This window comes from Alkalibacterium gilvum (assembly GCF_900109085.1).
Classification (GTDB): domain Bacteria; phylum Bacillota; class Bacilli; order Lactobacillales; family Carnobacteriaceae_A; genus Alkalibacterium; species Alkalibacterium gilvum.
In genome coordinates, this window is the sequence record NZ_FNYW01000031.1 from 1 (window position 1) to 25,486 (window position 25,486).

A 25,486-nucleotide genomic window follows, 5' to 3' on the forward strand; every position below is an offset into this window, starting at 1 on the left:
GGATTGTTCACGTCAAGTGCGATAGCGAGATCTTGATAGGACACTTCTGTAGTTAAGTATAACTCTACCGCATCTCTCTTGAATTGAACAGAATAACTCTTAATTTGACGACTGCGTTTCAAACTTTCTTTTCCCATTGCTTTATAACTAGCTACCCATTTTTGAATAGTTGTTTTACTGGATATCCCATATTTGTTGGCAAGGAATAAATATCCTCCTCTTTGATTTAAATAATCTTGAACGATTTTCATTTTTAACTCATAGCTATATTTAGCCATAAAAATACCCCCAAAAGTTAGAATTTTTAGGTCTAACTTTTGGGGGTCGGCTCACATTAAGTGGTCTTTTTTCTATTAGCCTTCATTTTTAAACCAAGGTGGTAAAAGTGTAATAGCTTCGACTAATTTTTCATTCGCCTTCCGATCGGTTAGACGTCTTTTTCGTCGAGATTTATATTCACCACAAATCATTTTCTCTTCATTATTTTCCGGAGCAATATCTGGCAGTGACTGCTCTGGATGCATGCCAGGTACCACGAACGTAATAAAGCTCGTTGCAGCTATGTAACGTTCCCCTGTCAATAAATTTTCTCCAAGTACTTTAACAAAAACTTCCACCGATGTTCTCCCTGCGCCAGATACATAGGATTCAACACAGACTGAATGTCCTTGCTCTATGGGATGTATAAAGTGAAGCTCATCCATTGATGCTGTAATAACATCATTTGTTCGAGCAAATCGAGAGACAGAAATAGAGGCTGTGTCATCAATTAAACTCATTAACTTGCCGCCGAACAAGGTTTGATGATCATTTAAGTCTGGCGGTAAGATACGATGTGTTTGAACAACTCTCGTCGCATTACAGGTTAACGCTTTACTTTTTTTGTTTGTCATTTTTGTCACCCTTATGATTAGTTTCATTCGTTTCTCTCTTTATCAATTCGCTGAATCGGTGCGTTAGATGAGCGGTGTATCCCCAAAGATAATGATCAGATAAGGTGTAAAAGGGAATCTGCTGATTGATGTGTTGTCTCTTATACCTTTTACCGTCTGCCATCTTTTTCACTGGCAAGTCAGCCTGTTGTTTCATTTCAAATTGAATAGTATGGTAGACCGGTTCAGTCTTCAAGAAATACTGGAGGGGAATCGTAAAAACGTCCTCCACCTCTTCATTTGGTTTCAACTTTGTTACATCAATCTCAGAAAGCCAACCGACAAAACACTTGATAATATGTTCTTTTTTAACGATATAATCCATCTCACCTATAATCCTTATATCTTTTCTATCTATCAGAAGCTCTTCTTCTGTTTCTCTAATTGCTGCCTCCTTGAAGGTTTCGCCCTCTTCAAGTGCACCTCCAGGAAAAGACGTCTCACCTGGTTGAGATATACTTTGGCTCCTCACTTCAAATAGTATATGGATGATTCCATTTATCTTTACCAGTGGAAGAAGGACGGCATACTTTCTTTGTGTTGTGATAGGCTCTGCTTTATGATCCTCTATCATTCGTTTAATCTCTTCTATCATTTCACTCACCTGCCTACGACTCAAATTTAATTGATACATCCCTTTACGGTTTTAATTACATCACACTTTCATAAAAAAGTATACCCATCCCAGAAATCAAATTATCTACTTTTACCTTGCCGATGACTTCTGAAAGACTGTTGCTTTACTCATTTTTTATATGGCCTTGAAAGTTTTGCAGTTTTTGTCTATAACCCTTATAATTGTGTGGTGAAGATAGAATACCACTTCTTCCTTATATCAAACATTTATTGTTTATTAACAAACCATGGAGGCTATATTATGACAAAACCAAATTTAACACTAACTATTGCTGGAAATGATGCGAGTGGCGGCGCAGGAATTGCTGCTGATTTAAAAACTTTTGCAGAATATGGCACATATGGCATCGCTGCACTAACAACAATCGCTACGATGGACCCTGTGAATAATTGGAGTCACGGCGTAACTGCTATGAATGCGCAAGTAGTCAAAGACCAGCTAATTACAGCTTTTGCCGGTCCTCATATAGGCGCAGCTAAAACTGGGATGCTACCTAACGCAGATGTCGTTACTGTCATTGCTGATAAAATGAAGCAACATCCAGAAACGCCCTTAGTCGTTGACCCGGTAATGGTCTGTAAGGGTGAGGATGAAGTCTTGAATCCAGAAAATGTTGATGCCATCAAGAACCGTCTCATTCCTATAGCTACCGTTGTCACACCCAATTTATTTGAAGCTGGACAATTAGCTGAGTTAGGCCTCCTTACAGACTTGGATGATATGAAAAAAGCAGCGAAAATCATTCATGAAAAAGGCGCGAAAATTGTTGTTGTTAAAGGCGGGAAAGCTCTTCCCGGAGATGACGCAATCGATCTCGTGTATGATGGCGATGACTACACTGTTTTAACTTCTAAAAAAATTCCAAACGCGAATAATCATGGGGCTGGTTGTACGTTCGCAGCAGCAATCACTGCTGGTATTGCTCAGGGGCTTGAACCTGTCGAAGCTATAAGCAAAGCGAAAGAATTTGTGACGAAAGCTATTGAAGCCGGGTTCCAGTACAATCAATACGTTGGTACTGTTTTCCATAGTGGTTACCGCTTAAGCAAACAAACATCCATCTAATTATCAGGTAACACTTCCTCTCTTTCTCTCGTTATTATAGTTAGAGAGGAGGTTGACAATGGATACGCAGATAACTCTTTTCACTACTGCTTTAGATATGATAGCGAATGTTGGTTTTCCTATTTTCATTTCGCTTTTTTTACTGCATCGAATGGAAAGTAAAGTGGATGCGATTGTCGTTGCCTTGAAGGATTTGACGACCGTCATGTCTCACAACAACAAGTGATTGCCACTTTGAAAGAGCAGTCTTCAATCGACTGCTCTTTTTTTATTCTTTCGTAAAGGTTTACATGCGTGTTATAATGAGATATATGATAAAAATAAACGCACTAGAGGTGAATAGAAATGGTCCGTTTATTTATAAAAAAAGAACTCATGTCAAAACAAGACAGACTGATTGTCTCTGATTCAACTGGCCAGGAGCTATTTTTAATTGTTGGACGGTGGGGACGGTTTGCTGATAAATTATCTGTCTTTTCAATAGATGGCTCCCGATTATTAGACATCAGACAAGCGACCTTGTCCTTTTTTCCAAAGTTCTACTTTTACATTGATGCAAAAAAAATGGGAACACTGAAAAAGCGTCCGGGTATCCAAGGAATTAAGAATCCCTTCTTTACCTTCACTGGTCTCAACTGGGTAATTACTGGTGATTTTATTAAAAAACACTTTACTATCAAACATTTCAACAAAACTATCGGAACTATCATTAAGCATGTTTCTTATATGGGAGAATTGTACATTGTCGACTTTGATAGTGAAGAGTATATTCCTGTTGCTTGCGGTTTAGCCATCTTACTTGATCATTACGCCCAAAGCAAAAAACCCATGCGAAAAAGATGGCAGCAACAAACGTACAGCCTTGGGTTCATGCATCCAATATGGATGAAACTCAAGCGAAAATTTTATTAATCAGTCTATACCTAAAAAAATAAAGACTCTCACGATTTAAGTCAGATTGTACAAAGCATCTGTATAAATCATGAGAGTTTTTTTATACTTTTCTCTGCATGTGATCGTAATTATGGTTCGATAAAACAACCTCATCCATCTTTTCAAATCCCATACGTTCATACAACGCTTTAGCACGCGGATTTACTTGGTCTACATCAAGACCTATTAAAGCCATACCACTCGCTCTAGCTTTATCAAAAGCGGCTTCTAGTAGTTCTTTCCCGATTCCTTTGCCTCTGTAGGCCTTTTTTGTAACCAGTGTGTCGAGATACCATTCGCCCTCAAAACTCTCTTCTCCGTCTGCATCAAAGGGGGGTAAATCATATTTTTTGAACAGTGCCTCAATTGGCTCATAAGATTGTGAGGCGGTGCCCCCTTTATAGCCATAGAAAAAACCTATAATCTTTCCTTCACTTTCTTTGACTACCGCATTTTTGTAACTAATCTGATACTTTTCTTCTTTTGCTGCTTCTACAAGGACTGGCTTCAACTTTTCCCATGATACTATCTCCATGATTGGAAGTTCCATATCAACCAGTACGATTTTAAACAGCTCAACAATTTCTTCTGCATCTTCTTTTCGTGCGTCTCTAATCATTTACATCGCCTTTTTTAATTATTATTCTGTTGCACAGTATCTTTTATACGTTCAGCTACTTTCACGGGAATACCCAGGGCTGCTATTTCCTCTACATCTGCTTCTTTTAGTCGCTTCATCGATTTAAAATGTCGCAACACTTTTGTCCGTGTTTTTGGTCCAACACCTTCTACATCATCAAGCTTACTGGTAAAACTATTTTTTCCACGTACATTTCTGTGGAATGTGATGGCAAAGCGGTGGACTTCTTCCTGTATACGCTGGACTAAATGAAAAGCCTGACTCCTGGGATCTAAAACAACGGGCTCTAGCTCATTCCCAAAAATCAAACCGGCTGTGCGGTGTTTTTTATCTTTGACCATCCCAGCTACAGGGATAGATAGACCAAATTCATTTTCCAAGACATCTTTCGCAGCATTGACTTGGACTTTACCACCATCCATCAAGATCAAATCAGGCATTGGTTTCTTTTCCTTCAAAAGGCGGGAATAACGTCGCCGGATTACTTCTTGGGTGGTCGCAAACTCATTACTACCTACAACGGTTCGAATTTTATATTTCCGATAATTATTTTTATCTGGCATGCCATCTTTAAAGGATACCATTGCCGATACCGGATTAGTTCCTTGAATATTTGAATGGTCAAAGGATTCAATTTGCTTAATATAAGGAAGGCCCATCACTTCTGACAATTGTTCAATAGCTCCTGTCGTTTTCTGCTCTTTCATTTCTATTAAACGAAATTTCTGCTTCAAAGAAATCTCACTGTTTTTACCTGTCAAATCTAGCAGTTCCTTTTTACGTCCTCTTTTAGGAACTATCACTTGGGTCTCAAGTGTTTCTTGGAGGAGTTCAGTGTCTACTGTTTGCGGGACATAGACTTCTTTTGGTTTTTGATTATTTATATCCTCATAATATTGGAGAATAAAGCCAATCAGTTCTTCTTCCGGCGTATCAATAACGGGGAACATCGTTGCTTCTCTTTTGATGAGCGTTGCCTGCCTAACAAAAAAGACCTGAATGGAAATCCAACCCTTATCCATATAATAATTGAAGAAGTCTCTAGATGTATAATTATTGGATATAATTGACTGTTTTTCAACAGTCCGTTCAATATATGAAACCTGATCACGAAATTCAGCAGCCCGCTCATAGTTCATCTCTTCAGCTGCTTCCTGCATTTTTTGCTTCAAATCTTTTTTAATATCTGAGACATTTCCGTTCAAAAAGGATTTGATCCGTTTAATCTGCTCATCATATTCTTCTACAGGTATCTCATGGTCACAAGGACCGATGCACTGACCGATATGATAATATAAACATGCGCGTTTTTGATAGCCATTGCATTTACGCAGAGGGTATATTTTTTGTATCAGTTGCTTGGTTTCAGAAGCAGCCCAAACGTCTGGATAAGGACCAAAATAATTTGCTCCATCTTTTTCTACTTCTGACGTGATGACCAGTTTGGGATTCCGCTCATTTGTTATTTTTAAATATGGATAACTTGTCCCACGTTTCAAGCGAATATTATACTTGGGTTGGTGCTTTTGTATCAGTGTTACTTCCAAAAGCAGGGCTTCTTTGTCAGAACCTGTCACAATCGTCTCGTAGTCAACAATATCTTCGACCAGTCGCTTGGTTTTCCCTTCGTGACCCCCTCGAAAATATGACCGGACACGGTTTTTAAGGTTTTTTGCTTTCCCTATATAGATGATGTCATTATTTTTATTTTTCATAATATAACAGCCAGGCAAGCTGGGAAGTAACTTTAATTTGTTTTCAATCAGTTCGTTAGACAAAAAAACACCTCCTTTGTCTTAGTCTCTAGGTGCTTCAAAAATATATAAAGAATAAAATGTATTGAAATCAGACCGTCCAACTGGCACACCTTCATAAACAAAGGTCTCCCCTAATTTATGTTGATCTGACTTGATTGCTGCGTCAATTGCCTCTGCAATACCTGCATACAATTCATCCATTTGTTCCTCATTTAAAGAACCGTTCTTTTTTTCCCATCTTTCAATAAACTCTTGCTCATCTTTACTTTTATAAAACTCTATCATCAAATCGTCCATGTTTCTCACCTTCAGTCTGTCCTTGTTTTAGTCCTTATCATTTTACCAAAAATAGGCACCTTTGTCAGTATACCAAAACATGTCCACTCGGCAGCTACATTTGGCTCACCGCTTCAATCATTCACTATCTTCTTCCCTCTTATTTTATTTATCATAGAAGAGGAAAAATTAGTTTATAGCGCTGGATTTTATAATGAAGTTAGCCACCTGGCTAACATATAAAAAACGCCATGTGAATTTCATGTTATATTGAAGTTACCACTAACTCTCAATAGACAGGATGAATTCACATGACGCACTCTAACCATACCACATCAGCACGTAAAGGAAAACACTTATCTTATTCAGAGCGGTCTCAAATCGCTATTTTGAAGCAAGAAAACTATTCCAATCGTCGTATTGCCAGTGTTTTGGAACGTGTTCCACAAACAATCAATAATGAGGTGAAGCGCGGAACGGTCACACAACTTAAGCGCCAAAAGCAAAAAGGAAAGATCTATGATTACTATACTAAAGATTATGACGCTGATGCTGGACAAGCAGCTTATGACAGACATCGTTTAAACTGTGGCCGACGGCCAAAATGGGCGGATACAGATACCTTTATAGAATGGGCCGATGATAAGATGTTGCTTGATAAATGGTCCCCTGATGTTGTGACTGGTTTTGCGTTAGAGCATGAGTTGTTTGATCGTGCCATTATTCCTAGTACAACAACACTTTACAATTGGATAGATAAAGGAATCATGCGAACAACAAATCTTGATCTTTTAGAAAAGCTCTCTCGTAAACCGAAAGCGTCCTCTCTGAAGAAACGTCCAAATAAACGTATTCTCGGGCAATCGATAGACAAACGGCCTAAAGAAATTGATGGCCGTGAAACTTTTGGTCACTGGGAAATCGACACAGTCGTTGGTAATAAGGAGAAGACCGATGCCGTACTCCTGACATTAGTTGAACGACAAACCCGCTTTGAAGTTATTATGAAGGTAAACGGTAAAGATCGACATTCTGTAAACGAAGCCATTTATTCTCTTCAAGAACGCGCTGGAGATGACTTTTCTACTATGTTTAAGACGATTACTTCAGATAACGGCTCTGAATTTGCAGGTCTACATGAAGCGTTAAAGGATACCCTAGATGTTTATTTTAGCCATCCTTATGCATCATTTGAGCGAGGAACAAGTGAGAATCAGCATAAATTTATTCGTCGCTTCATTCCGAAAGGAAAGCCGATGGTTCACGTCTTAGAATCACAATGCTTACGTATACAACAATGGATGAACGATTATCCCAGAAAAATATTGGATTATAAAACACCTCACGAGTGTTTCGTCAATGCCTTACGATTAGAAAAACAAGTGGTTTAACCCGTGAGGGCTTGACAACGAGCCTCCTTCGACATGACTTTAAAGCTGTAGAGCTGGCTGAAGCCAGCTTGTCAAAAGACTATCATGTCTCAGCTCATTATCAATCCCTCACTACCCAGATAATAACCGTCAAATATCACATGAAATTTAATTTTGATAAGTGGCTAACTTAAACTTGAAATTTTGGATTAGTTTATAGCTTTACTTTATACCAATAAAAAAAGGTCTCGTTATTTTCAATTAAATTATAGCTGATTCTCTTTGGCACGAAGCGAAGTCAATAGCGATTCTCATTTGTAAGGAAAATGTAATTATATTGTATATGTTGTGTGTCTATTTTTAATCTGATACTATATATTGTGTAATCAGTATTAAGAGAGGAAGTTATATAAATGGAATTTTTACCTGCTTCCTACGTAGAAAACTACGTAGCTACAAATGACCATCCACTAAACGAACTTGGAGAATTTGTATACAGTCGAACCTATTCACGCTGGCTCGAGGATAAAGGCCGAAGAGAATATTGGCACGAATCAGTCAAACGCGCGATCGAATATAATATGGCATTGGAATATAAACATTTGAAAAAAATCGGTTATTCTGTTCATTTAAAAACGATGCGCAAAGAAGCCAGAGAACTTTTTGAGAACATTTATCAGACCAAGCAATTTCCATCAGGAAGAACCTTATGGCTGGGCAACGCCAACGAAAAGGTAAACAAAGATTTTGCCTTAGGAAATTTCAATTGTTCTTTTTTATCAATCGAAAGATGGGAAGACTTAGCAGAACTCTTCTATCTACTGATGGTCGGTAAGGTAATATAGCCCGGTGCCGACGTTAAACCTTGTGAACCTGTACTAACAGGGTGTGCATGTATACGAGAACATGTGCTAACGATGAAAGCATTAAAGCTAATATCGTGCCAAGCTATATTCGGACTGATTTTTTGACAATCAGCTGATTTATAGAAGGTGTAGAGACTATCGAAAAGATCATACGCTGTCGTGAGGACACCTTATGAGAACTGAGTAGAGTAGCGCGAACGTGAAAACCGTTGCGCCAAGCGCAAGGACTTATAACATAACACTTATAAGTAAGATATAGTCCAAGTTTACGCTTGACTGGCGTAGGATTCAAAGCAACGAAGAAAACACTGCGTAATTTAACTGACATTCGTACAAATACCACTCTTTTGCATTCTGAATATAAGCCTGTTCCTGTGGAAAAAAGACTCGAGAATACAAAAGTTGTTAAAATGGAGAACGGCTATGCTAAAATATATGTTGGTGATTCAAAGGAAGGCTGGGTAGAATCCTTAGCCGAATATCTGAATCTTTTGACTAAAGTAGAAAACGAAGACATTCATACAATCAAAATCAGCTACAACAGTGTCCGTCCTGAAGGCGAACGACTGAAAACATTCGGTGGAACAGCCTCTGGTCCTGCTCCTTTACAAGAAATGTTCGCGGGCATCGATAATGTACTGAAAAATAAAGTGGATCCTTATTTAGATCCAATCGAAACAGACGACAAGGGCTACGGTTCCGTTCGTCCAGTACATATACTGGATATCGGTAATCTGATCGGAGCAAATGTCGTTGTTGGTGGTAAACGAATCTTCTAATGCCTCCAACATAAAAAAACACTCCTCTTTATCGGGGGAACTCCTGAATGGACGATCCCGAGGGAAGCTTTGTTTAGGCAAGGAACCTGTAACGACTATCGAAAGCGTAACTCCTGCCTTGGGGGCACGAGTGAAGAAGTGAGTAGAGTACACCTTTATGGTGGAAACGGGGAGCTTTAAAGGGTAACGCCTTTATTGAAGAGATAGTCTAATCTTTATGGCAACATAAAGCTAATAAAATTATGGTTAGAAGAACCGCTGAAATATTCCTGTTCGATGCAGATGATTATGAATCCATGTTTGCCAAATACGGCATGAATGGTATCTGGACAGAAGAACAGCTTGAACAACACAAAAAAATCGGTAATCTTTTAGAAAAATCAGGTATCAAGCCGCGCTGGTTCGATAACCTTAAAAATATCGGAGATCGCCGCGAAGGACTGGATCACCGTCGCATGAGCAACAACTCCATTGCCTTCGAGAAAAAACCGGATCGTGACTTTTTACATCTAGTCTTTGAAATGATGCAGCTGGAAGGAGAGCCTGGTTTCTTTAATATGGAAGAAGCGCGTCGCCGTCGCCCTAATGCAGAAGGCGTTAACCCTTGTGGCGAAATCATCCTGGATTCCAAAGGCGTTTGTAATCTGACGACTATCAATGTCAAGGCTTTTGTTCAGCAACAAGAAGATGGAACTCACAGTCTCGATTTAGATGGGTTGAAACGTGCACAGGAGCTCTCTGCGCGCATCGGGTTGCGTATGACCTTAACTCCTTTAGAAATCGATTCGTGGGATGAAATCCAGCAGCGGGACCGCTTGATCGGGACATCTGTTACTGGTTGGAAAGATGCCCTGGCGCTTGTCAAAGCGACTGAGGAAGAAGAAATCGAGTGGATGAACATGCTGCGCGACGCTTCCAGAAAAGCAGCGGATGACTATGCAAAAGAATTACGCGTCAATGCTCCATTGCTAGCGACAACGGTTAAACCGGAAGGCACCTTGTCTCAAGTTGCGGGCGGCGTCTCGCCTGGCGTACACATGAGTCACAGTCCGTATTACATTCGACGTGTGCGTATTAATGCCACGGATCCGCTTGTTAAAGTAGCAAAAGAACTGGGATGGAAAATCCATGCCGAGATCGGCACAAATAATGTCTATGATCAAAACGAACTCGCAAAAGATGAAGTTATCGCTGATGCAAGAACGGTGGTTATCGACTTCCCTGTTGCAAGTGGCGCAAAACGAACGAAGGAAGACACAACGGTTGATGAACAGTTCGATACCTACTTCCGCTTCCAGAGAAATTACGTCGAACACAACGCTTCAAATACTATCGATGTAAAACCAGGTGAATGGGCTCAAGCAGAACAACGCGTCTGGGATGGCTGGAACGACTTTGTCGGTGTTTCTTTCTTGAGTCATGACGGCGGCACTTATACGCTTGCTCCCTATGAAGCGTGCACAAAAGAAGAATACGAAACATCGAAATCTACTATGAAACCTTTTGATGCCGGACTTTTACATCAATTTGAACACAGCGAGACAGAAGCAGATCTCGAGACGATGGAAGCCTGCTCGTCAGGCGTCTGCCCAATCAGATAAACTATTGAAATCTAACTGAAAGGAGAATGAAAAGTGACCACTTCCTCATCGGATAAACAGGGAACATATAAAAGTGGCCGTACTTATGTACTGACACGTACGGCACTTTTGACCGCCCTTGTCTCAGTGGGAAGGTTGAGCTTTTCTTTTCTTCCCAATGTTCAACCCATGACTGTTTTACTTGTCTGTATCACTTTGTATTACGGATGGAAGAGCGGACTGGCGGTCTCGCTTTTATCTGTGCTACTTACAAATATTTATTTAGGAATGGGCCCCTGGACTTTCGCTCAAATCGCCGCTTATTCTGTACTGATTGGCTTGACCTATTTGCTGGAGGATACTTATGAGTCGATACCTATATGGATCATGTCCTTTTTTTTAGCTTTTTTAGGAATAGCCTATGGACTAGTTATTTCCCTAGTACAGGCTCCTTTTTTTGGATGGAATATTTTTATTCCTTATTATCTATCCGGGCTTCCTTATGATATTATGCATGCCGTTGGTAACGTCGTATTCTTTGTTTTACTATATCCTATAGTAATGCGCATATTTCATCGGGCAGATAAAAATAGTCAAAGCACGAATTAAGAAATTCACTTATAAAAGGAGAAGATTTTCATGCAAAAGAAACAAAAAATACTCATCACTATTGTTGTTGGTGTTATCCTTGTTGCCGCGGGTTTATGGATTAATGGTACGTTATCAAACGACTCCGCAGATTTAGCTTTACCCCCTGATATGAAAGAAGTCTCTATCACTCTTTATAATCAAGAAGAAGAAATTTCAACGGACTCTTTTGAAGTTATGAACGACACAACGCTAATGGAAATCATGAAGGATAATTATGAAATGGATGTTTCAGATGAAGGGTTCGTCCTAGCAATAGACGGCTACGAGCAAAGTAAAGATGACGGTCTGTACTGGGTGTTCGAAGCTAATGAGGAAATAGTAGAAGTATCTACAGAAGATTTCGTTCCTGAAAACGGTGATGATGTTGTGTGGTTGTTGAAAACATTCTAGAGCGTAAAAAAGGAAGGCTCACTCTTTTTAGTAAGAGTAGCCTTCCTTTTTGTCTTTCGATAAAGTTAGTATCAACTCGTAGACCGATCTGGGGTTGAGTTGACCTTTTTTTGATTGAAATGTCATACTCAACGCCGTCGACCAGCTGAGTGGACACTTTCCTTTTCGAAATGTCGTACTCAGCGACACATACCAGCTGAGTGCGCACTTTTCTTTTCGAAATGTCGTGCTCAGAGACGACTACCAACTGAGTGGACACTTTCCTCTTTGAAATGTCGTGCTCAGCACCACATACCAGCTGAGTGCGCACTTTCCTTTTCGAAATGTCATGCTCAGCCACACATACCTGCTGAGTACGCACTTTTCCTTTCGAAATGTCATACTCAGCGACAACTACCTACTAAGTGCGCAATTTTCCTTTCAAAATGTCATGCTCAGCGACACATACCTGCTGAGTACGCACTTTTCTAATAAAAACTCGTCAAAATAAATGTCTACCGCACGACGAACAATAAATGAACTAAGGAAAAGAGAGCCGGCTCTCTTTTTTCATATTAGCCCTTCCTATTCATTGGTATCCAGCATCTCTTTAACAAAGAAAGCCGTAATTTGTTTCATCGTAGGTACTTTGACGAGATGTTCTTCATCTTCCTTTATAAAAGTCAGATTTCTGTCAGAATTATCTTTGACAAACTCTTTTACGTGATTATAGGGTACGACCACATCGTGTATACCGTGCCAAAATAACAGCGGCCTATCTCCAAGAGTTTCAGGGTGCCGAGATAAATCATAATCAGGTACCCAATTCAATAAGAATTCATAATCCTGTGGGAAAAAGCGATCCAGTTTTGTCGCATGATCCATTATGCGTTGACGATAATTGGTGAGTTGCGGGGATCCCATAACACAAGCCGCAACTTTTATCTCAGGATGATGTGTAAGTAACGCGCACGTAGTAATCCCACCCATTGACACACCCCCGACAGCTATACGATCATCTACGACTCCCAATTTTTTGAAATGATTAACGATGAAACCAAATTCAAATAGATTAGTATGAATACTTTGCCAAAAAGTCAGTGACGGAATTTTTATGATAGGCTGTTTCCTTTCACCATGATTAAAAGCATCTGGAAGTAACACACGAAAACCAGCTTCTGCCAGATACCGTCCCTGGGTCAATACAAGTTCCTTTGATGACTGCCAACCATGATAGAAAATAATCAGTGGCAATATATCGTTGCGCTTTTTCTCTTCAACGACTTCTAATAAAGGTATCGTGCCTAATGAGCGTTTCCGTATAGTTAATTTCATTGGCTTAATTTTAATCTCCTTCTTGGTTTCAATCATGAAAATAATAACGCCAGGTATCAGTGAGTGGTTCATTTGTAGAAAATAACGCCGGATTTATTACCAGGAGTTCAGAAAGAAGTAGAGCCGTTTTTTCTGCATCCAAGATACGCACACTAGCATCTCCAAAGGTTCCCTTTCTCATCGCGCCTTCTTCAAGTAAGAGGTCTTCGACTTTCCAGTAATGCTCAGATGATGATGAGCCACAATGGCGTCTGGATGGCACATGAACTTTTTCCCCAGAATATAAAATACTATACAAATCAGTATAGGTGTCTGTAATTCTCCCAGGCGTGTTTACCCATTCTTCTATCCCGTGCATAAATGTATTTTTAGTTAAGTCTACGCCAATCAGTAATATTTGGGCCTTTCTATCCAGAAGTTTTCCCCAGACAGACGCTCTAGCACAAGGTGTTTCATGTCTGTACTCATTTTCAGTAAAATATTTGGCATCCTGACCCAAAGCAGCTACAGAATGTGTTGGATGTTCTGAACGATAGACCCCTTTACGCTTTCTGAATTTTTCAGTCAACATCCCCACATTTGATGGTGACTCTAAAACATGAAACACAGCATTATCTTTATTAATATAGTCCCATGTGTGAGTAGGCAATACAAGTAATCCCTCTTTCATATATCTGCTCAAGCTATCCAGTACAGTCGCCGGACCGCCTTTTACATCTCCGATACTTTTATAAGAAGAATGGACAAGCAGTGTTCCTTGCTTCTTAATATTAAGTTGCTTTAGATCATCCATTAGTGATGTTTTTGTGTGCATAAGTATCCCTCATTTATTGTTTTACTATATTCTTAAGTAAACAGGATAGCTAAATAAAATGCAACTGAAGCATCCGTGCCGTTATTTTAAAAAACGCCTTTTTTCGCTGCTATAGGATTGTCGCCTTTAAAAGAATCTTATGGCTAGTCATTAAAAAACACCAGCAAAAAATCTTTTCAGATTTCTTCACTAGTGTTTTTTTACGGCTTATTTATTTAATCTAAAATACGAACGGTTATATTACGTCTACCCCATTGCAATGCTTCAGCTACTGTGCTGAAGTGAATGTCAATAATGTTTCCATTGATTGCACCGCCAGTATCTCCAGCAATATAAACGCCTTTACCTTCGACTTCCACCATAGAACCCAATGGAATGACTGATGGATCTACAGCAATCACTCTTGGGTTGACACGTAAATCGATACCCATTCGTGTATGGGTACTCAACCCTGGTTGCTGTGTAGAGTAACCTGTTGCTTGAACGCGTAGGGTGCGTCCTGTTGTTTGTGCTGGTTTCGATTCTTTTTTAGTTGTTTCTTTAACTGTAGATGATGACTTATTCGGCTGTTTAGTTGACTGTTTTTTAGACTCTTGCTTTTTAGTGCTTTGTTGATTAGTTGTACTCTCTTGTTTTGTTTCAGAAGCATTTGATGTTGAAGATGAAGATATGGAGACTTCCTCATTCTCTTTTTTTATACGTGCATTTTCTTCAGATTCCTTTTTTGAAAGAGCACTTAATTGCACTTGATTTTCTTGAATCATTTCTTGCAATGAAGCAACTTTATGATCCAATTCATTTTTTTGAGCCAATGCTTCGTCCTGCTCTTTTTCTAAGTCTTGACGTGAGTTTACGAGCTCTTCTTTTAAATCAGCTAATTTTTGTACTTCTTCCTCAGCTATCTCGATTTGTTCATTGCTTGCATCAGTAAGACGCGAAATGACTACGATACGATTGAACATGTCCGCTATACTCTCTGACTTTAATAGCGCGAGCACCACATTTTGTGATGTTTCATTAACTTGCAGAGACTTTAATCGTTCTCTTGCTTGATCCATTCTTTCTGAAACAACTTCTTCTTGTTCTGAAATATTTGTTTCAGTCTTTTTAATGTCATTTTCTTTTTCATCAATCGATTCGTTCAACGCACCCAATGTTTCGTTTATTGTGTTAGCTTCTTCGACAGTAGCATTTACATCTTCTTGAAGTGTTTGAATCTCTTGTTCTGTTCTATCTTGCTGAACTTTTATCTCATTTAGTGAATCAGCTGAGACTGGCTGAGTGTAATTTATCTGTAAGAATGTTAAACCAATAATGGCCAAACCCAGTAATTTTTTGTTCATAGTGTATTGGACAATCCCTTCTAAATTGAAGCTTTAATATATGTTTCCTGTGTTCAATGCTTCGTAATTATACCGACAAAATCCATAATGTACATGACGATTATCTTACATTTTATTACAATATATTGAAGTTAAAGCACAAAGTATCACAAGAAAGACTTATTTAAAGTAACAAAACAGGTAATGATAGCGCTTTCTGTCTTTCTGTAATATAATTGTAATACATAGGTCTTTTTAGACTTTATGCCCTTAATAATAGTATGCTTAAATTACGGGTGATTTATTTAAATAACAACACGAAACTTATATGGGAGTGGCTATTATGTCTAGAGAACGGATAGGTTTATTAGATGTCGGCTCAAATACGATACGTTTAGTTGTCTTTGAGAAAGATGATGACCATGGCTTTACTGAATTACAGAATATAAAAACCCCCGCTCGGCTCGCACAATATATGAATGACAATGAAAAAATGGCCGAAGACGGTATAAAAAAATTAATAACGGTTTTAAAAAGTTTTACTGACATAGCTAAAAGCTATAATATAGTGGATTTAATTGCCATCGCAACTGCTGCAATTAGGCAATCTACAAACAAAGAAAGTATTCTGGCACGTGTTAAGGAAGAAGTGGGCTTGGATCTTACTGTTCTTCCAGAAAAAAAAGAAGCCTATTACGGAAATTATGCTGTTCGGTACACAATGGATGTCGTTGATGGTATCAGCATCGATATTGGTGGTGGAAGTACAGAAATTACTTATTTTGAAAACAAAAAGGTTAAACACGTACACAGTTTCCCTTTTGGGACAGTTTCTTTACAGAAAGATTTTTTTGATGGATTAAGTCATAACGATAAAAAAGCAATAAAAAAAGCACGTAAATGGGTCAAAAAGCAGCTTAAGTCATTAGATTGGCTTTCGGATCTCGGTGTCGTTCTGGTCGGTATTGGTGGCTCTGCACGAAATTATGCTGAAGTATTTCAACGGCAAACAGATTATCCGATTGCTGGCATCCACGAATACTATATGTCTAAAAAAAATCTTAATGATACATTTAAATTATTTGAGGAAAGTTCAATGAAAGAATTATCTAGCCTAGATGGTTTAAGCGAAGACCGGCGAGATATTATTATCCCCGCTGGTATTGTGTTTACTGAATTACTCGACGTGATTGATTCAAAATCCTTTGCTATCAGTAATCGTGGCCTACGAGAAGGCATAATAATTGAACGTATGAATGAAGAAGATGAAGAAGCTTACGATTTATTTGGTATGAAAAGACAGACTGTACAACGTCTATTCAAGCAATATGACATCCGGCCAATCAGTGCACACCAGCGTATCATTCTGGCTGATCAGCTGATTAAATTGATTAAGGATAAGGGCATTTTAGACGTCTTAGACACTGATTTATCTCTTCTTCATTATGGTGCTACACTTTATTATCTGGGAAGTTATATTGAAGACGATTCAAAATCCCAACATACCTTTTATATCATCTCAAATACTAATCTTCACGGTTTCAATCACAAAGAGCGTGTCCAACTTGCTCTATTAGCTAGTTATAAAAACCGTTCTTTATTCAAGCAATATACAAAGTATGTCAAGGATTGGTATGAAAAAGATACGTTGGATTTACTGTTATATATGGGGAGTATCATTAAATTTTCTGAAGCGTTAAGTGACTCTCAAGTAAACGTCGTCAAAGACATGAAACTCTTAGATACTGATGATGGTCATTATGAATTAGTTGTTACCTATAGTGGTCAAGCAATTGCTGAAGAGTACAGAGCGAATAAACATAAAAATCATATTGAACGCGTTCTTGGTAAATCACTTGATATTACATTTAATCAAGCTGAAGAGACAGCCGACCAATCGGAGGTGTAGACATGCAGGTGCACGATGATTTACTGGATAATCCAGATTACTTTCAAAATAGAGAGTTATCATGGCTAGATTTCAATGCCCGTGTCATTGAAGAAGCTGATGATAAGACTAACCCGCTCTTTGAACAATTGAAATTTTTAGCCATAGGCAGCTCAAATCTAGATGAATTTTATAAAGTGCGTGTTGCCGGCTTACAAGATCAACAAGTAATGGGTGTAGATGAAGCAGATACCAAAAAGCAATGGCTGCCTAAAAAACAACTCCAAGAAATAACTAAAAAAAATCAAAAACAAGTAAAGCGGCAGTATACTCTCTTTGAAACAAAGAAAAAGGAATTAAAGGAACACGCTATCGCTTTTACCAAAGTAACCAACTTATCAGATTGTGACAAGGCGCATGCGAAACGCCTGTTTACATCTGATATCGCACCAGCCATTACTCCCTATGGGATTGATGCTTATCGCCCTTTTCCACATGTGTCTGATGGTGTGTTACATTTATTCGTTCGCCTTAGAAAAACTGATTCAACATACAGCGCTATCGTTCCTATTCCCAAACGATTAAAGCGTATTTTTTCGATAAAAAAAGCAGATAAACGTCTATTATTATTTTCTGAGGATATTGTTCAGTCTTTTTTGTCTGATTTATTTCATGGGTATCAACTTATTCACTCATTCGCTTTTAGAGTAACGAGAAATGCAGACATAGAAATACAAGAAGAAGGCGCGGAGGATTTACTTTCAAGAATCGAGGATTATCTTGAAAAAAGAAAAAATGGACGTGCCGTCAGACTTGAAATAGAAGAGCATCAAATGAATAAATCCATTGAACAGGATATTGCGTATTTAAAAAAAGAACTAACCGTCAAACAAAGAGATATTTATTTTTTAAAGGGTCCGCTTGATCTCACTTTTTTACATGATGTAGTAGATACTTTGGATTCTGCTGATTTAAATCTATCGTTTAAGTCTTTCACACCTTTTTATCCAAATCTGTATCATAGAAAATCAATTTATGACTTAGTAAAACACCAGGATATGTTCTTTTATCATCCTTTTGATTCCTTTCAGCCGATTATTCAGTTCATTGAGCAAGCGGTTAGTGATGAACAAACGATTGCAATCAAACAGACCTTGTATCGTGTCAGTCACCATTCGCCATTAGTACAAGCACTCGAGCGAGCAGCAAAAAAAGGCATTCAAGTTACGGTGCTGGTAGAATTGAAAGCACGTTTTGATGAGGCTAATAATGTTCATTGGGCAAAAAAACTTGAAGAAGCAGGCGCTCATATTTTATATGGTGTTAAAGGCTTAAAAACCCATACCAAAGCTACCCTCGTTATCAAAAAGGAGCCATCAGGATTTGCGCGATATGCACATCTTGGCACAGGGAATTACAATGAAAAAACTGCTACACTTTATACAGACATGGGAATTGTGACCGCAAATAAAAAAATTACCCAGGATGTCTTTGACTTCTTTAATTATTTAAGCGGCTATAATGAGCAACCCGCTTATCACTACCTTCATGTCTCCCCTTTCGATATTCGGGATGCCTTTATTGAAAATATTGAAAAGGAAATTAGTTTGCATAAACAATTTCAAAATGGGCATATCATTGCTAAAATGAATTCCTTAACCGATAAAAAAATGCTTGTAAAACTCTACGAAGCCAGCCAAGCGGGGGTTAAAATCGAACTTATTGTCCGAGGTATTTGTTGTCTCATCCCGGGAATTCCAGGTATCAGTGAAAATATAACGGTCAGAAGCGTTATTGGTCGTTTTCTAGAACACAACCGGGTCTATTATTTCTATCACAATGGTTCAGAAAATTTGTATCTTTCTTCTGCGGATATGATGACTCGGAATATGATCAAACGTGTAGAAATTGCTTTTCCCGTTTTGGATACAAGCTTAAAAAATCATATTATTTCTATTTTAACGCTATACCTTTACGATAACGTCAAAGCTTGGACTTTAAATAATAAGGGGCTTTACACTAAATTAAAACCTGGTGGAGATAAACCTGTCCACGCTCAAAAAGAGTTAATGCAGTTATAACAAGGTATACATTGCATTTTTATGAATGCTATGACTGGATTGATTTGAAAACTAAACCATTAGAAAAAAGAGCACCCAGGTATTGACTAACTTTTTCTGTACTAAATGAATTCTTTATATATCTTTGACAAGTGTTCTAATACTGTGGTAAAACTTTAATAGATAGAATAAAAAGGGCGGACATATATGACTCCAAATAAAGAAAATTTTATAAAGGCAATTTATGAACTGGGTGGAGATGAATCGATTGTCTCTAATAAAGAATTATCCCAGACCTTATCCATCTCAGCTGCTTCCGTTACAGAGATGAATATGCGCTTACTAAAAGAGGGCTTAATCAGTCACGCTCCTTACCGTGGGGTTCAACTCACGCCCAGTGGCAAACGTATTGCTAACAAACTTATAAGAAAGCATCGTATATGGGAAGTTTTTTTATCAGAAAAATTGGGTTATGACTGGAACGAAGTCCATGCTGATGCCGATTTACTTGAACATGTGTCGTCTGATATGCTGATCGAGCGTTTAAATGACTTTTTGGACGAGCCTACATTTGATCCGCACGGTGGTGTTATTCCCAACAATGATGGGTCCCTTCCAGAAACATCCAAGTTTCCTCTAGCTGATATTGTTATTGGTGAGCAATTTAAAATTATGGAAGTCGATGATGACAAGTCTTTTCTTAATTACCTTCGTGAAAAGGGAATCCAATTAAATCATAGCTACACTCTCACCGCCATTGATTCTTTCGAAGGTGCCCTTACATTGAAATCTTCTAATAATGAAGATATAATCATTGGCAATAAAGCAGCATATAAAATACTAGTTGATTATATTCCTCACACTAAACCATAAAGAGTTATTTATCGTATAGATATTAATATAAAAGTGCCATCAAAGCTCTCCACTAACCTGATTCTTTCATTTGAAAAAATCCAGGCTAATGGAGAGCTTTTCTTTTTTTCTTGAATGTTGAAACACATGGTATACTGATAAGACACAAGCAAATAAAGAAAGAAAGGACCCTAACCATGACGCCAAAGAAATCAATTGAAGAACGTATTCCTTACTTGGAAGATCATAAATATACTGGCAATGATTTAGGACTCACGTATTCCTTGGACCATTCACTTTTCAACGTATGGTCTCCTCTAGCCAAGAAAGTATTTCTAAATATATATAAAACAGCTAGCGCAAAGAAGCCTGAATGCAAATATGAAATGTCTTTAAAAAACAATTGTTGGTCCATTAGTATAGATAAGAATCTTGCTGGCTATTATTATACCTATAGTTTCTTGCATCATGAAAAGGAAGTTGAGTCCGCTGACATTTATTCAAAGGCTGTCGGTTTAAATGGAGACCGTTCCGCCATCATTGATTTCAATGAAACAAATCCTAACAATTGGAGTCAAGACACCTATAAAGGTGTGTCTTCCATCACCGATGCTATTATATGGGAAACACACATAGAAGACTTTTCTAGTCATTTTGAGGCTAATTTTTCCGAGGCGAACAGAGGTAAATACCTCGCTTTTACTGAGGAAAATGTTGCACTAAATAATCATCCAGACCAACTAACAGGCCTTTCTTACCTTGAGGATCTGGGGATTAATTATGTTCACCTATTACCAGCTTTTGATTTTGAAAATGACGAAACATCTTCGGCTTATAATTGGGGATATGACCCTAAAAACTTCATGGTTCCTGAAGGGAAGTATTCTAGCGACCCTAGTGATCCAAAGAAACGTATCAAGGAATTTAAATCAATGGTGACCTCTTTGCATCAGCATGGTATCGGAGTTATTTTAGATGTTGTATTTAATCATACCTACTTATCTGAGTCCTCTTGGTTCCAACGAACTGTTCCTGATTACTATTACCGACAAGATGATAAAGGTGATTTTGCCAATGGTTCCGGCTGCGGGAATGAAACAGCTAGCGAACGACAAATGATGCGTAAATATATTATCGATGCCGTTCTTTATTGGGCAGAGGAATATCATATCGATGGCTTTCGTTTTGATTTGATGGGTCTGCATGATGTTGACACGATGAATAAACTACGCCAAGCACTCGATGCTCATGGACATTCAGATGTGCTTATCTATGGAGAACCTTGGAATGCTGGCAGTGTGGCTATTTATGAACCAAATAAACCTGCTGATAAATATCATGTCGCAGATTTAGTTGATGGGATCGCATTGTTCAATGATGAGTTCCGAGATGCAATCAAAGGACCCGTCTTTGACGAAAAAGCAGGTGGCTTTCTTCAAGGGGCGAATGGCAACGACACTAGCGCCTATTCTACTAACGATCTGGCTGCCAGTATTTTAGCCAATACGCAAACAGATATGGGCGATTTTAAACTTTCTGACGAAAAAGCTTGGGCTAGAACACCTGGCCAAGTTATCACCTACGCCTCAGCTCATGATAATTTAACACTTTATGATAAATTAATAAACTCGATGAATAATGAGTTAGATTACAGACGCGACGAGCACGCTATTCAATTAAATAAATTAAGCGCAGCCCTTTTATTCACCTCATTAGGCGGTATCTTTTTACAAGCCGGTGAAGAATTTGGCAGAACAAAATTTGGAGATGAAAACAGTTACCGTTCATCGATTTCTGTTAATCAACTTGACTGGACACTGGTAAATGAAAATAAAGATCTTTTGGAATTCTACAAAGGGATGATTAGTCTCAGAAAAGCTTACCCTCCCTTACGTGATGCATCAAATAAAACGAGTGAAGCAATTACTTTTTCAAAAACTAAGGACAATGTACTAGCTTATACAATACCGAACACTTTGCCTACAGGTGACTTTAAAATGATGGCTGTTATCATCAACACCACACTCCATCCAGAAGAAGTTGAACTGAAAAGTAGTTATCCACTTCCTGATAGATGGGATATAAGAGCTTCTAGGCATTCAGCTGGACTATCGTCTTTAGGAACTTTGTCTGGACGTCATGTTATCATTAACCCAAGAGAGGTACTCATACTCACAGCTTAGTTTTTAAAAGTTTTTCGTGTGCCAATCTTGTTTAAAAAAATAATTCAGAAACTCTCAAGTAATTAAAAAAGTAAAGATAAAAGAAGTGGATGCCTGATAAAAAAGGGATCCGCTTCTTACTTAATTGATTGTTTTTCTTCTAAAGAATACTGCACCTATACCAATAAATAATAGTATTAATAGTCCTGTCACAGCAAAGCTCTGGATGAGCTCTCGGCCTATCTCTTTTCCTGCCAACCACTCTACATTGCGCGAATTTAATTGCAAAGGGCTCCATTTTTGAATCAATGGAAACAGCTCTCCAAGATATAAAAGTCCGACAAACGCTCCAACAGTCAGCAATGTACCAAAAGAGGTTCTCAGGATAACTGCTACCGAAAGTAATAAAGCCATTAACATCAAACCGAAGAGATACATACTCCCCGTAGCTATTAACACGCCTTCCAGTGAACTTTTTGGGAAATAATAGTTAGTATAAATAAGTGTAATAAGAGCACTTAACCAGTAGAGTAGTGTCCAACTTGAAAATAGTAAAATGAGTTTGCCCATGTAAATAGAAAGCCGGGGGAGCCCTTTCGTCACCATGTGCACCAACGTTCCTTTCTCATACTCTTTAGACATAATTGGGCTGAAAACTAGTAGTAAAACCACTAATCCAATCTGATTAACATTCGAAAAAAACTGAAGCCAGGAATCGACATAAGTAGGGTCCTCTATAATGATTGTAATATTCTCATCTGTTAAGCGACTTAATAGTTCCGGTAAAAATTTCGCACTTAACGGACTTGTCACGCCTATCAGTGCAAAAACAGTGAAAAGGAAACGATTGAGAAAGAGCCAAATAGAATGAGCGTTAATTATTTCTAGAATAAATTTCCGACAATAACTTTACACATACCAGGAATGTCTAAAATTTTCACTTATGTAATATTTGTGATAGCATAATAATATACGTGAAATGTTTCAGAAAAATTTCATGAAAGTATGTATAACAATCATGATATAAAAAAATTATAGGAGGATATTTTATGAAAATGACAAAATCAATAAAACTTGTTTCACTTGCTTCAGCATCATTATTACTTGCAGCGTGTGGTAGCGATGATTCTGCGGACAGCGGAGATGAAAAGCTAGGTGAAAAATTAAATTACACCATTACAGGAATTGAACCTGGGGCAGGTATTACAGCTACAACAGAACGTGCGCTAGAAGAGTATGACAATCTGGACGGCTGGGAACTCGAAACAAGTTCCACAGCAGGCATGATGGGTCAGCTCGATTCTGCCATAGATAATGAAGAGCCTTTAGTTATAACAGGCTGGACACCTCATTACATGTTTGAGCAGTATGATCTGAAATTCCTTGAGGATCCTGAAGGTGTTTATGGGGAACCTGAATTTGTACATACAATGGCTCGTGAAGGCTTCGAATCTGACATGCCTGAAGCTTATGCTATAATGGACAATTTTTCTTGGGAAGTTGAAGATATGCAAGGTATCATGTTAGCTGCTCAAGACATGGATTTTGATGAAGCCGCAAGTAATTGGGTCGAAGAAAATCAAGACATGGTAGATAGTTGGACTGAAGGTATAGATGAAGGTGACGGGCAAGAACTCGAACTTGGATCGTACCCATGGGATTCAGAGCGCGCTTCTTCAGCTGTTCTATCTCAAGTCTTAAGCGATCACGGCTTTGATGTAACAGTAAATACTGTTGATCCGTCCATCCTCTTCCAAGCACTTGCTCAGGGGGAAGTTGATGTCACTGCCGCTCCATGGCTACCAACAACTCAAGGTGCTTATCTTGAAGAATATGGTGATGATATCGTTGACATGGGACCAAATATGGAAGGTACAGTTATCGGTGTAGTCGTGCCAGAATATATGGACATCGACTCCATAGCTGATTTAAAACCAGCAGAATAATCTTTTGAATGAGTAAAAGGTTCAGGGACTGTCCCTGAACCTTTTTTCTATTCTACAATATTAAGTCAAATTTTGTAATATTTTATTTAAAATAGTTCTCTATGCTATACTTAATGAAATAATCACAGGAGGTTTACTTATATGAACCATACATATGAAACATTACGTATTAAGCTAGAACGTCTTATGAAGAAGAGACAATCTGCAAAAAAACAATTCCAAGAGAACGAACTTTATTATAACGAGGTCAAAGCGATTTTTCAAAAAGAAACCGCAGATGTAGAGAAGTTAGAAGGGCAATCTTTTACTACCTTTTTACGCACTTTGATTGGAACACATGATAAAAAACTTTACGAAGAAAGGCAAGAACAGATTCAAGCAAAACTTCAGCTAGACAAGGCTTCGGCTGTGTTTTTATCCTCTCGTGAGGATCTCAGTCGTATTGAAGAAGAAATAAGTGATCTCAAAAATGAATTAGATACTTTGAAAGAAAAGCTCAGCAAAACAGATCCAGAGTTCAAAGAGATTCTTTCAGAAAAAGAAGAACAACGTCTTTCGATTGAAGCTGAAATGAGAGAAATTAACGAGGCTTTAGATGTCGGAGTAAGTGTTTTAAATAGTTTAAACATGACACTTGAAAGTCTTGATTCTGCTGACTCTTTAGCAACTTGGGATTTATTTAGTGATAGTTTTCTTATTGATATGTTGAAGTACGATAAAATTGATAAAGCAGAAGAGAATTTATTTTATCTGGAGGGTTTACTTGAGCGTTACAAGAAAGAATTAAAAGATGTCGATTTACATGGCGTCTTAGATTATGAAAGCCTTGGACAGATGAGAAGAGTCTTTGATATCTTTTTTGATAATGTTTTTTCTGATTGGAGTACAAAAGATACTGTAAAACGAAATATCAGTAATCTTGATTCAGTTTATGCAGAAGTCAGTCTTATTCAAAAACAGTTACAGGAACGTTATGACGCACTCGGAGCGCAACTAAGCGAATTACAATTATATTATTAATAGAAAAAGCGATTGGACTCGATAAGCCTCTTGTCTAATCGCTTTTTATTATCGTAATCCTAATGCATATCCTAATTTTTTCCCAAAGTGTCGAACTTGGACATCTTCGGTTCATTCCACATATTTTTATGCTGTCGTTGTCCGAAGTCTGGTCATGTTCGGACATTCATAGGATTAAAGTTATAAGAATGCGTCGAACTTGGACATCTTCGGTTCATTCCACATGTTTTTA

General features: G+C 38.2%; 25 protein-coding genes. 15 read left to right on the plus strand and 10 right to left on the minus strand.

Going from position 1 to position 25,486, the window contains the following annotated elements; all coding sequences use genetic code 11:
- From BMX83_RS07825 to BMX83_RS07835, 3 genes are all read right to left on the minus strand, one after another.
- On the minus strand, positions 1-278 hold a 278-nt coding region (locus BMX83_RS07825), incomplete at its 3' end, for a transposase (protein ID WP_143059505.1).
- A 75-nt stretch (positions 279-353) separates the two neighbouring features.
- On the minus strand, positions 354-893 hold the full coding sequence (locus tag BMX83_RS07830; protein WP_091635659.1) for an acyl-CoA thioesterase: 540 nt from the start codon (positions 891-893) through the stop codon (positions 354-356).
- Positions 874-1,527 carry an NUDIX hydrolase gene (locus BMX83_RS07835; RefSeq protein ID WP_091635662.1) on the minus strand — a complete coding sequence of 218 codons (654 nt, stop codon included), beginning with the start codon at positions 1,525-1,527 and terminating at the stop codon, positions 874-876. The genes BMX83_RS07830 and BMX83_RS07835 overlap by 20 nt, the downstream gene beginning before the upstream one ends.
- A gap of 282 nt (positions 1,528-1,809) precedes the next feature.
- On the opposite strand from BMX83_RS07835, the gene thiD reads away from it, so the two are divergent.
- From thiD to BMX83_RS07850, 3 genes are all read left to right on the plus strand, one after another.
- Positions 1,810-2,634 (plus strand): bifunctional hydroxymethylpyrimidine kinase/phosphomethylpyrimidine kinase, encoded by an 825-nt coding sequence (thiD, locus tag BMX83_RS07840; protein WP_091635664.1) that lies wholly within the window; start codon positions 1,810-1,812, stop codon positions 2,632-2,634.
- A 58-nt stretch (positions 2,635-2,692) separates the two neighbouring features.
- A complete protein-coding gene (locus tag BMX83_RS07845) occupies positions 2,693-2,860 on the plus strand; it encodes a YvrJ family protein (protein WP_091635667.1) in 168 nt (55 codons plus the stop codon).
- Between the two features lie 119 nt (positions 2,861-2,979).
- Positions 2,980-3,546, plus strand: coding sequence for an LURP-one-related/scramblase family protein (locus tag BMX83_RS07850; protein ID WP_091635669.1), 567 nt, complete (start codon positions 2,980-2,982; stop codon positions 3,544-3,546).
- Between the two features lie 82 nt (positions 3,547-3,628).
- Here BMX83_RS07850 and BMX83_RS07855 read toward each other — a convergent pair whose 3' ends face one another.
- From BMX83_RS07855 to BMX83_RS07865, 3 genes are read right to left on the minus strand one after another with little or no spacing between them, the layout of a single operon-like run.
- The gene (locus BMX83_RS07855; RefSeq protein WP_091635672.1) at positions 3,629-4,186 is read right to left on the minus strand and encodes a GNAT family N-acetyltransferase; all 558 of its coding nucleotides are present in this window, start codon (positions 4,184-4,186) and stop codon (positions 3,629-3,631) included.
- 14 nt (positions 4,187-4,200) lie between these two features.
- Positions 4,201-5,985 carry an excinuclease ABC subunit UvrC gene (uvrC, locus tag BMX83_RS07860; RefSeq protein WP_091635674.1) on the minus strand — a complete coding sequence of 595 codons (1,785 nt, stop codon included), beginning with the start codon at positions 5,983-5,985 and terminating at the stop codon, positions 4,201-4,203.
- 18 nt (positions 5,986-6,003) lie between these two features.
- Positions 6,004-6,261 carry a hypothetical protein gene (locus tag BMX83_RS07865; RefSeq protein WP_091635677.1) on the minus strand — a complete coding sequence of 86 codons (258 nt, stop codon included), beginning with the start codon at positions 6,259-6,261 and terminating at the stop codon, positions 6,004-6,006.
- Positions 6,262-6,551: 290 nt separating this feature from the next.
- Here BMX83_RS07865 and BMX83_RS07870 point away from each other — a divergent pair, with 290 nt between their 5' ends.
- From BMX83_RS07870 to BMX83_RS07895, 6 genes are all read left to right on the plus strand, one after another.
- Positions 6,552-7,631 (plus strand): IS30 family transposase, encoded by a 1,080-nt coding sequence (locus tag BMX83_RS07870; protein ID WP_091635680.1) that lies wholly within the window; start codon positions 6,552-6,554, stop codon positions 7,629-7,631.
- Positions 7,632-8,023: 392 nt separating this feature from the next.
- The gene (locus BMX83_RS07875) at positions 8,024-8,455 is read left to right on the plus strand and encodes a hypothetical protein (protein WP_091635683.1); all 432 of its coding nucleotides are present in this window, start codon (positions 8,024-8,026) and stop codon (positions 8,453-8,455) included.
- Positions 8,456-8,850: 395 nt separating this feature from the next.
- Positions 8,851-9,255 carry a hypothetical protein gene (locus BMX83_RS07880; RefSeq protein WP_177170543.1) on the plus strand — a complete coding sequence of 135 codons (405 nt, stop codon included), beginning with the start codon at positions 8,851-8,853 and terminating at the stop codon, positions 9,253-9,255.
- Positions 9,256-9,497: 242 nt separating this feature from the next.
- Positions 9,498-10,856: a glycyl radical enzyme family protein gene (locus BMX83_RS07885; RefSeq protein ID WP_091635688.1), complete on the plus strand. Its 1,359-nt coding sequence runs from the start codon at positions 9,498-9,500 to the stop codon at positions 10,854-10,856.
- 33 nt (positions 10,857-10,889) lie between these two features.
- A complete protein-coding gene (locus tag BMX83_RS07890) occupies positions 10,890-11,444 on the plus strand; it encodes an ECF transporter S component (protein WP_091635690.1) in 555 nt (184 codons plus the stop codon).
- A gap of 30 nt (positions 11,445-11,474) precedes the next feature.
- On the plus strand, positions 11,475-11,876 hold the full coding sequence (locus BMX83_RS07895; RefSeq protein WP_091635693.1) for a DUF4430 domain-containing protein: 402 nt from the start codon (positions 11,475-11,477) through the stop codon (positions 11,874-11,876).
- 564 nt (positions 11,877-12,440) lie between these two features.
- On the opposite strand, the gene BMX83_RS07900 is transcribed toward BMX83_RS07895, so the two are convergent.
- From BMX83_RS07900 to BMX83_RS07910, 3 genes are all read right to left on the minus strand, one after another.
- Entirely contained in the window at positions 12,441-13,190 is a 750-nt protein-coding gene (locus BMX83_RS07900) for an alpha/beta fold hydrolase (RefSeq protein WP_091635720.1), read from the minus strand.
- Between the two features lie 28 nt (positions 13,191-13,218).
- Positions 13,219-14,004 carry an AAC(3) family N-acetyltransferase gene (locus BMX83_RS07905; RefSeq protein ID WP_091635696.1) on the minus strand — a complete coding sequence of 262 codons (786 nt, stop codon included), beginning with the start codon at positions 14,002-14,004 and terminating at the stop codon, positions 13,219-13,221.
- 215 nt (positions 14,005-14,219) lie between these two features.
- Positions 14,220-15,347: a 3D domain-containing protein gene (locus BMX83_RS07910; RefSeq protein ID WP_091635699.1), complete on the minus strand. Its 1,128-nt coding sequence runs from the start codon at positions 15,345-15,347 to the stop codon at positions 14,220-14,222.
- 322 nt (positions 15,348-15,669) lie between these two features.
- On the opposite strand from BMX83_RS07910, the gene BMX83_RS07915 reads away from it, so the two are divergent.
- The 4 genes from BMX83_RS07915 (at position 15,670) to pulA (ending at position 22,309) form a co-directional block, all read left to right on the plus strand.
- Complete coding sequence (locus tag BMX83_RS07915) at positions 15,670-17,235, plus strand: Ppx/GppA family phosphatase (RefSeq protein ID WP_177170544.1); 1,566 nt, start codon at positions 15,670-15,672, stop codon at positions 17,233-17,235.
- Positions 17,236-17,237: 2 nt separating this feature from the next.
- Positions 17,238-19,295 carry a polyphosphate kinase 1 gene (ppk1, locus tag BMX83_RS07920; protein WP_091635704.1) on the plus strand — a complete coding sequence of 686 codons (2,058 nt, stop codon included), beginning with the start codon at positions 17,238-17,240 and terminating at the stop codon, positions 19,293-19,295.
- 186 nt (positions 19,296-19,481) lie between these two features.
- Positions 19,482-20,147: a metal-dependent transcriptional regulator gene (locus tag BMX83_RS07925; RefSeq protein ID WP_091635707.1), complete on the plus strand. Its 666-nt coding sequence runs from the start codon at positions 19,482-19,484 to the stop codon at positions 20,145-20,147.
- Between the two features lie 176 nt (positions 20,148-20,323).
- A complete protein-coding gene (pulA, locus tag BMX83_RS07930) occupies positions 20,324-22,309 on the plus strand; it encodes a type I pullulanase (RefSeq protein ID WP_091635710.1) in 1,986 nt (661 codons plus the stop codon).
- Positions 22,310-22,429: 120 nt separating this feature from the next.
- Here the strand turns inward: pulA and BMX83_RS07935 are convergent, their stop codons facing one another.
- Positions 22,430-23,101 carry an ABC transporter permease gene (locus BMX83_RS07935; RefSeq protein WP_143059506.1) on the minus strand — a complete coding sequence of 224 codons (672 nt, stop codon included), beginning with the start codon at positions 23,099-23,101 and terminating at the stop codon, positions 22,430-22,432.
- Positions 23,102-23,337: 236 nt separating this feature from the next.
- Between BMX83_RS07935 and BMX83_RS07940 the strand changes: the two genes are divergently transcribed.
- Entirely contained in the window at positions 23,338-24,234 is an 897-nt protein-coding gene (locus BMX83_RS07940; RefSeq protein WP_091635715.1) for a glycine betaine ABC transporter substrate-binding protein, read from the plus strand.
- Between the two features lie 141 nt (positions 24,235-24,375).
- Positions 24,376-25,254: a coiled-coil domain-containing protein gene (locus BMX83_RS07945; protein WP_091635718.1), complete on the plus strand. Its 879-nt coding sequence runs from the start codon at positions 24,376-24,378 to the stop codon at positions 25,252-25,254.
- Positions 25,255-25,486 lie beyond the last annotated feature (232 nt).

Bases quoted from the DNA above. Each gene is read 5' to 3' on its own strand.
- BMX83_RS07945 (WP_091635718.1), top strand. From the start codon at position 24,376: ATGAACCATACATATGAAACATTACGTATTAAGCTAGAACGTCTTATG.
- BMX83_RS07845 (WP_091635667.1), top strand. From the start codon at position 2,693: ATGGATACGCAGATAACTCTTTTCACTACTGCTTTAGATATGATAGCG.
- BMX83_RS07915 (WP_177170544.1), top strand. From the start codon at position 15,670: ATGTCTAGAGAACGGATAGGTTTATTAGATGTCGGCTCAAATACGATA.
- BMX83_RS07895 (WP_091635693.1), top strand. From the start codon at position 11,475: ATGCAAAAGAAACAAAAAATACTCATCACTATTGTTGTTGGTGTTATC.
- BMX83_RS07905 (WP_091635696.1), bottom strand. From the start codon at position 14,004: ATGCACACAAAAACATCACTAATGGATGATCTAAAGCAACTTAATATT.
- thiD (WP_091635664.1), top strand. From the start codon at position 1,810: ATGACAAAACCAAATTTAACACTAACTATTGCTGGAAATGATGCGAGT.
- BMX83_RS07830 (WP_091635659.1), bottom strand. From the start codon at position 893: ATGACAAACAAAAAAAGTAAAGCGTTAACCTGTAATGCGACGAGAGTT.
- BMX83_RS07900 (WP_091635720.1), bottom strand. From the start codon at position 13,190: ATGAAATTAACTATACGGAAACGCTCATTAGGCACGATACCTTTATTA.
- BMX83_RS07925 (WP_091635707.1), top strand. From the start codon at position 19,482: ATGACTCCAAATAAAGAAAATTTTATAAAGGCAATTTATGAACTGGGT.
- BMX83_RS07940 (WP_091635715.1), top strand. From the start codon at position 23,338: ATGAAAATGACAAAATCAATAAAACTTGTTTCACTTGCTTCAGCATCA.
- BMX83_RS07835 (WP_091635662.1), bottom strand. From the start codon at position 1,527: ATGATAGAAGAGATTAAACGAATGATAGAGGATCATAAAGCAGAGCCT.
- BMX83_RS07855 (WP_091635672.1), bottom strand. From the start codon at position 4,186: ATGATTAGAGACGCACGAAAAGAAGATGCAGAAGAAATTGTTGAGCTG.
- BMX83_RS07870 (WP_091635680.1), top strand. From the start codon at position 6,552: ATGACGCACTCTAACCATACCACATCAGCACGTAAAGGAAAACACTTA.
- ppk1 (WP_091635704.1), top strand. From the start codon at position 17,238: ATGCAGGTGCACGATGATTTACTGGATAATCCAGATTACTTTCAAAAT.
- BMX83_RS07865 (WP_091635677.1), bottom strand. From the start codon at position 6,261: ATGGACGATTTGATGATAGAGTTTTATAAAAGTAAAGATGAGCAAGAG.
- BMX83_RS07885 (WP_091635688.1), top strand. From the start codon at position 9,498: ATGGTTAGAAGAACCGCTGAAATATTCCTGTTCGATGCAGATGATTAT.
- pulA (WP_091635710.1), top strand. From the start codon at position 20,324: ATGACGCCAAAGAAATCAATTGAAGAACGTATTCCTTACTTGGAAGAT.
- BMX83_RS07850 (WP_091635669.1), top strand. From the start codon at position 2,980: ATGGTCCGTTTATTTATAAAAAAAGAACTCATGTCAAAACAAGACAGA.
- BMX83_RS07875 (WP_091635683.1), top strand. From the start codon at position 8,024: ATGGAATTTTTACCTGCTTCCTACGTAGAAAACTACGTAGCTACAAAT.
- BMX83_RS07910 (WP_091635699.1), bottom strand. From the start codon at position 15,347: ATGAACAAAAAATTACTGGGTTTGGCCATTATTGGTTTAACATTCTTA.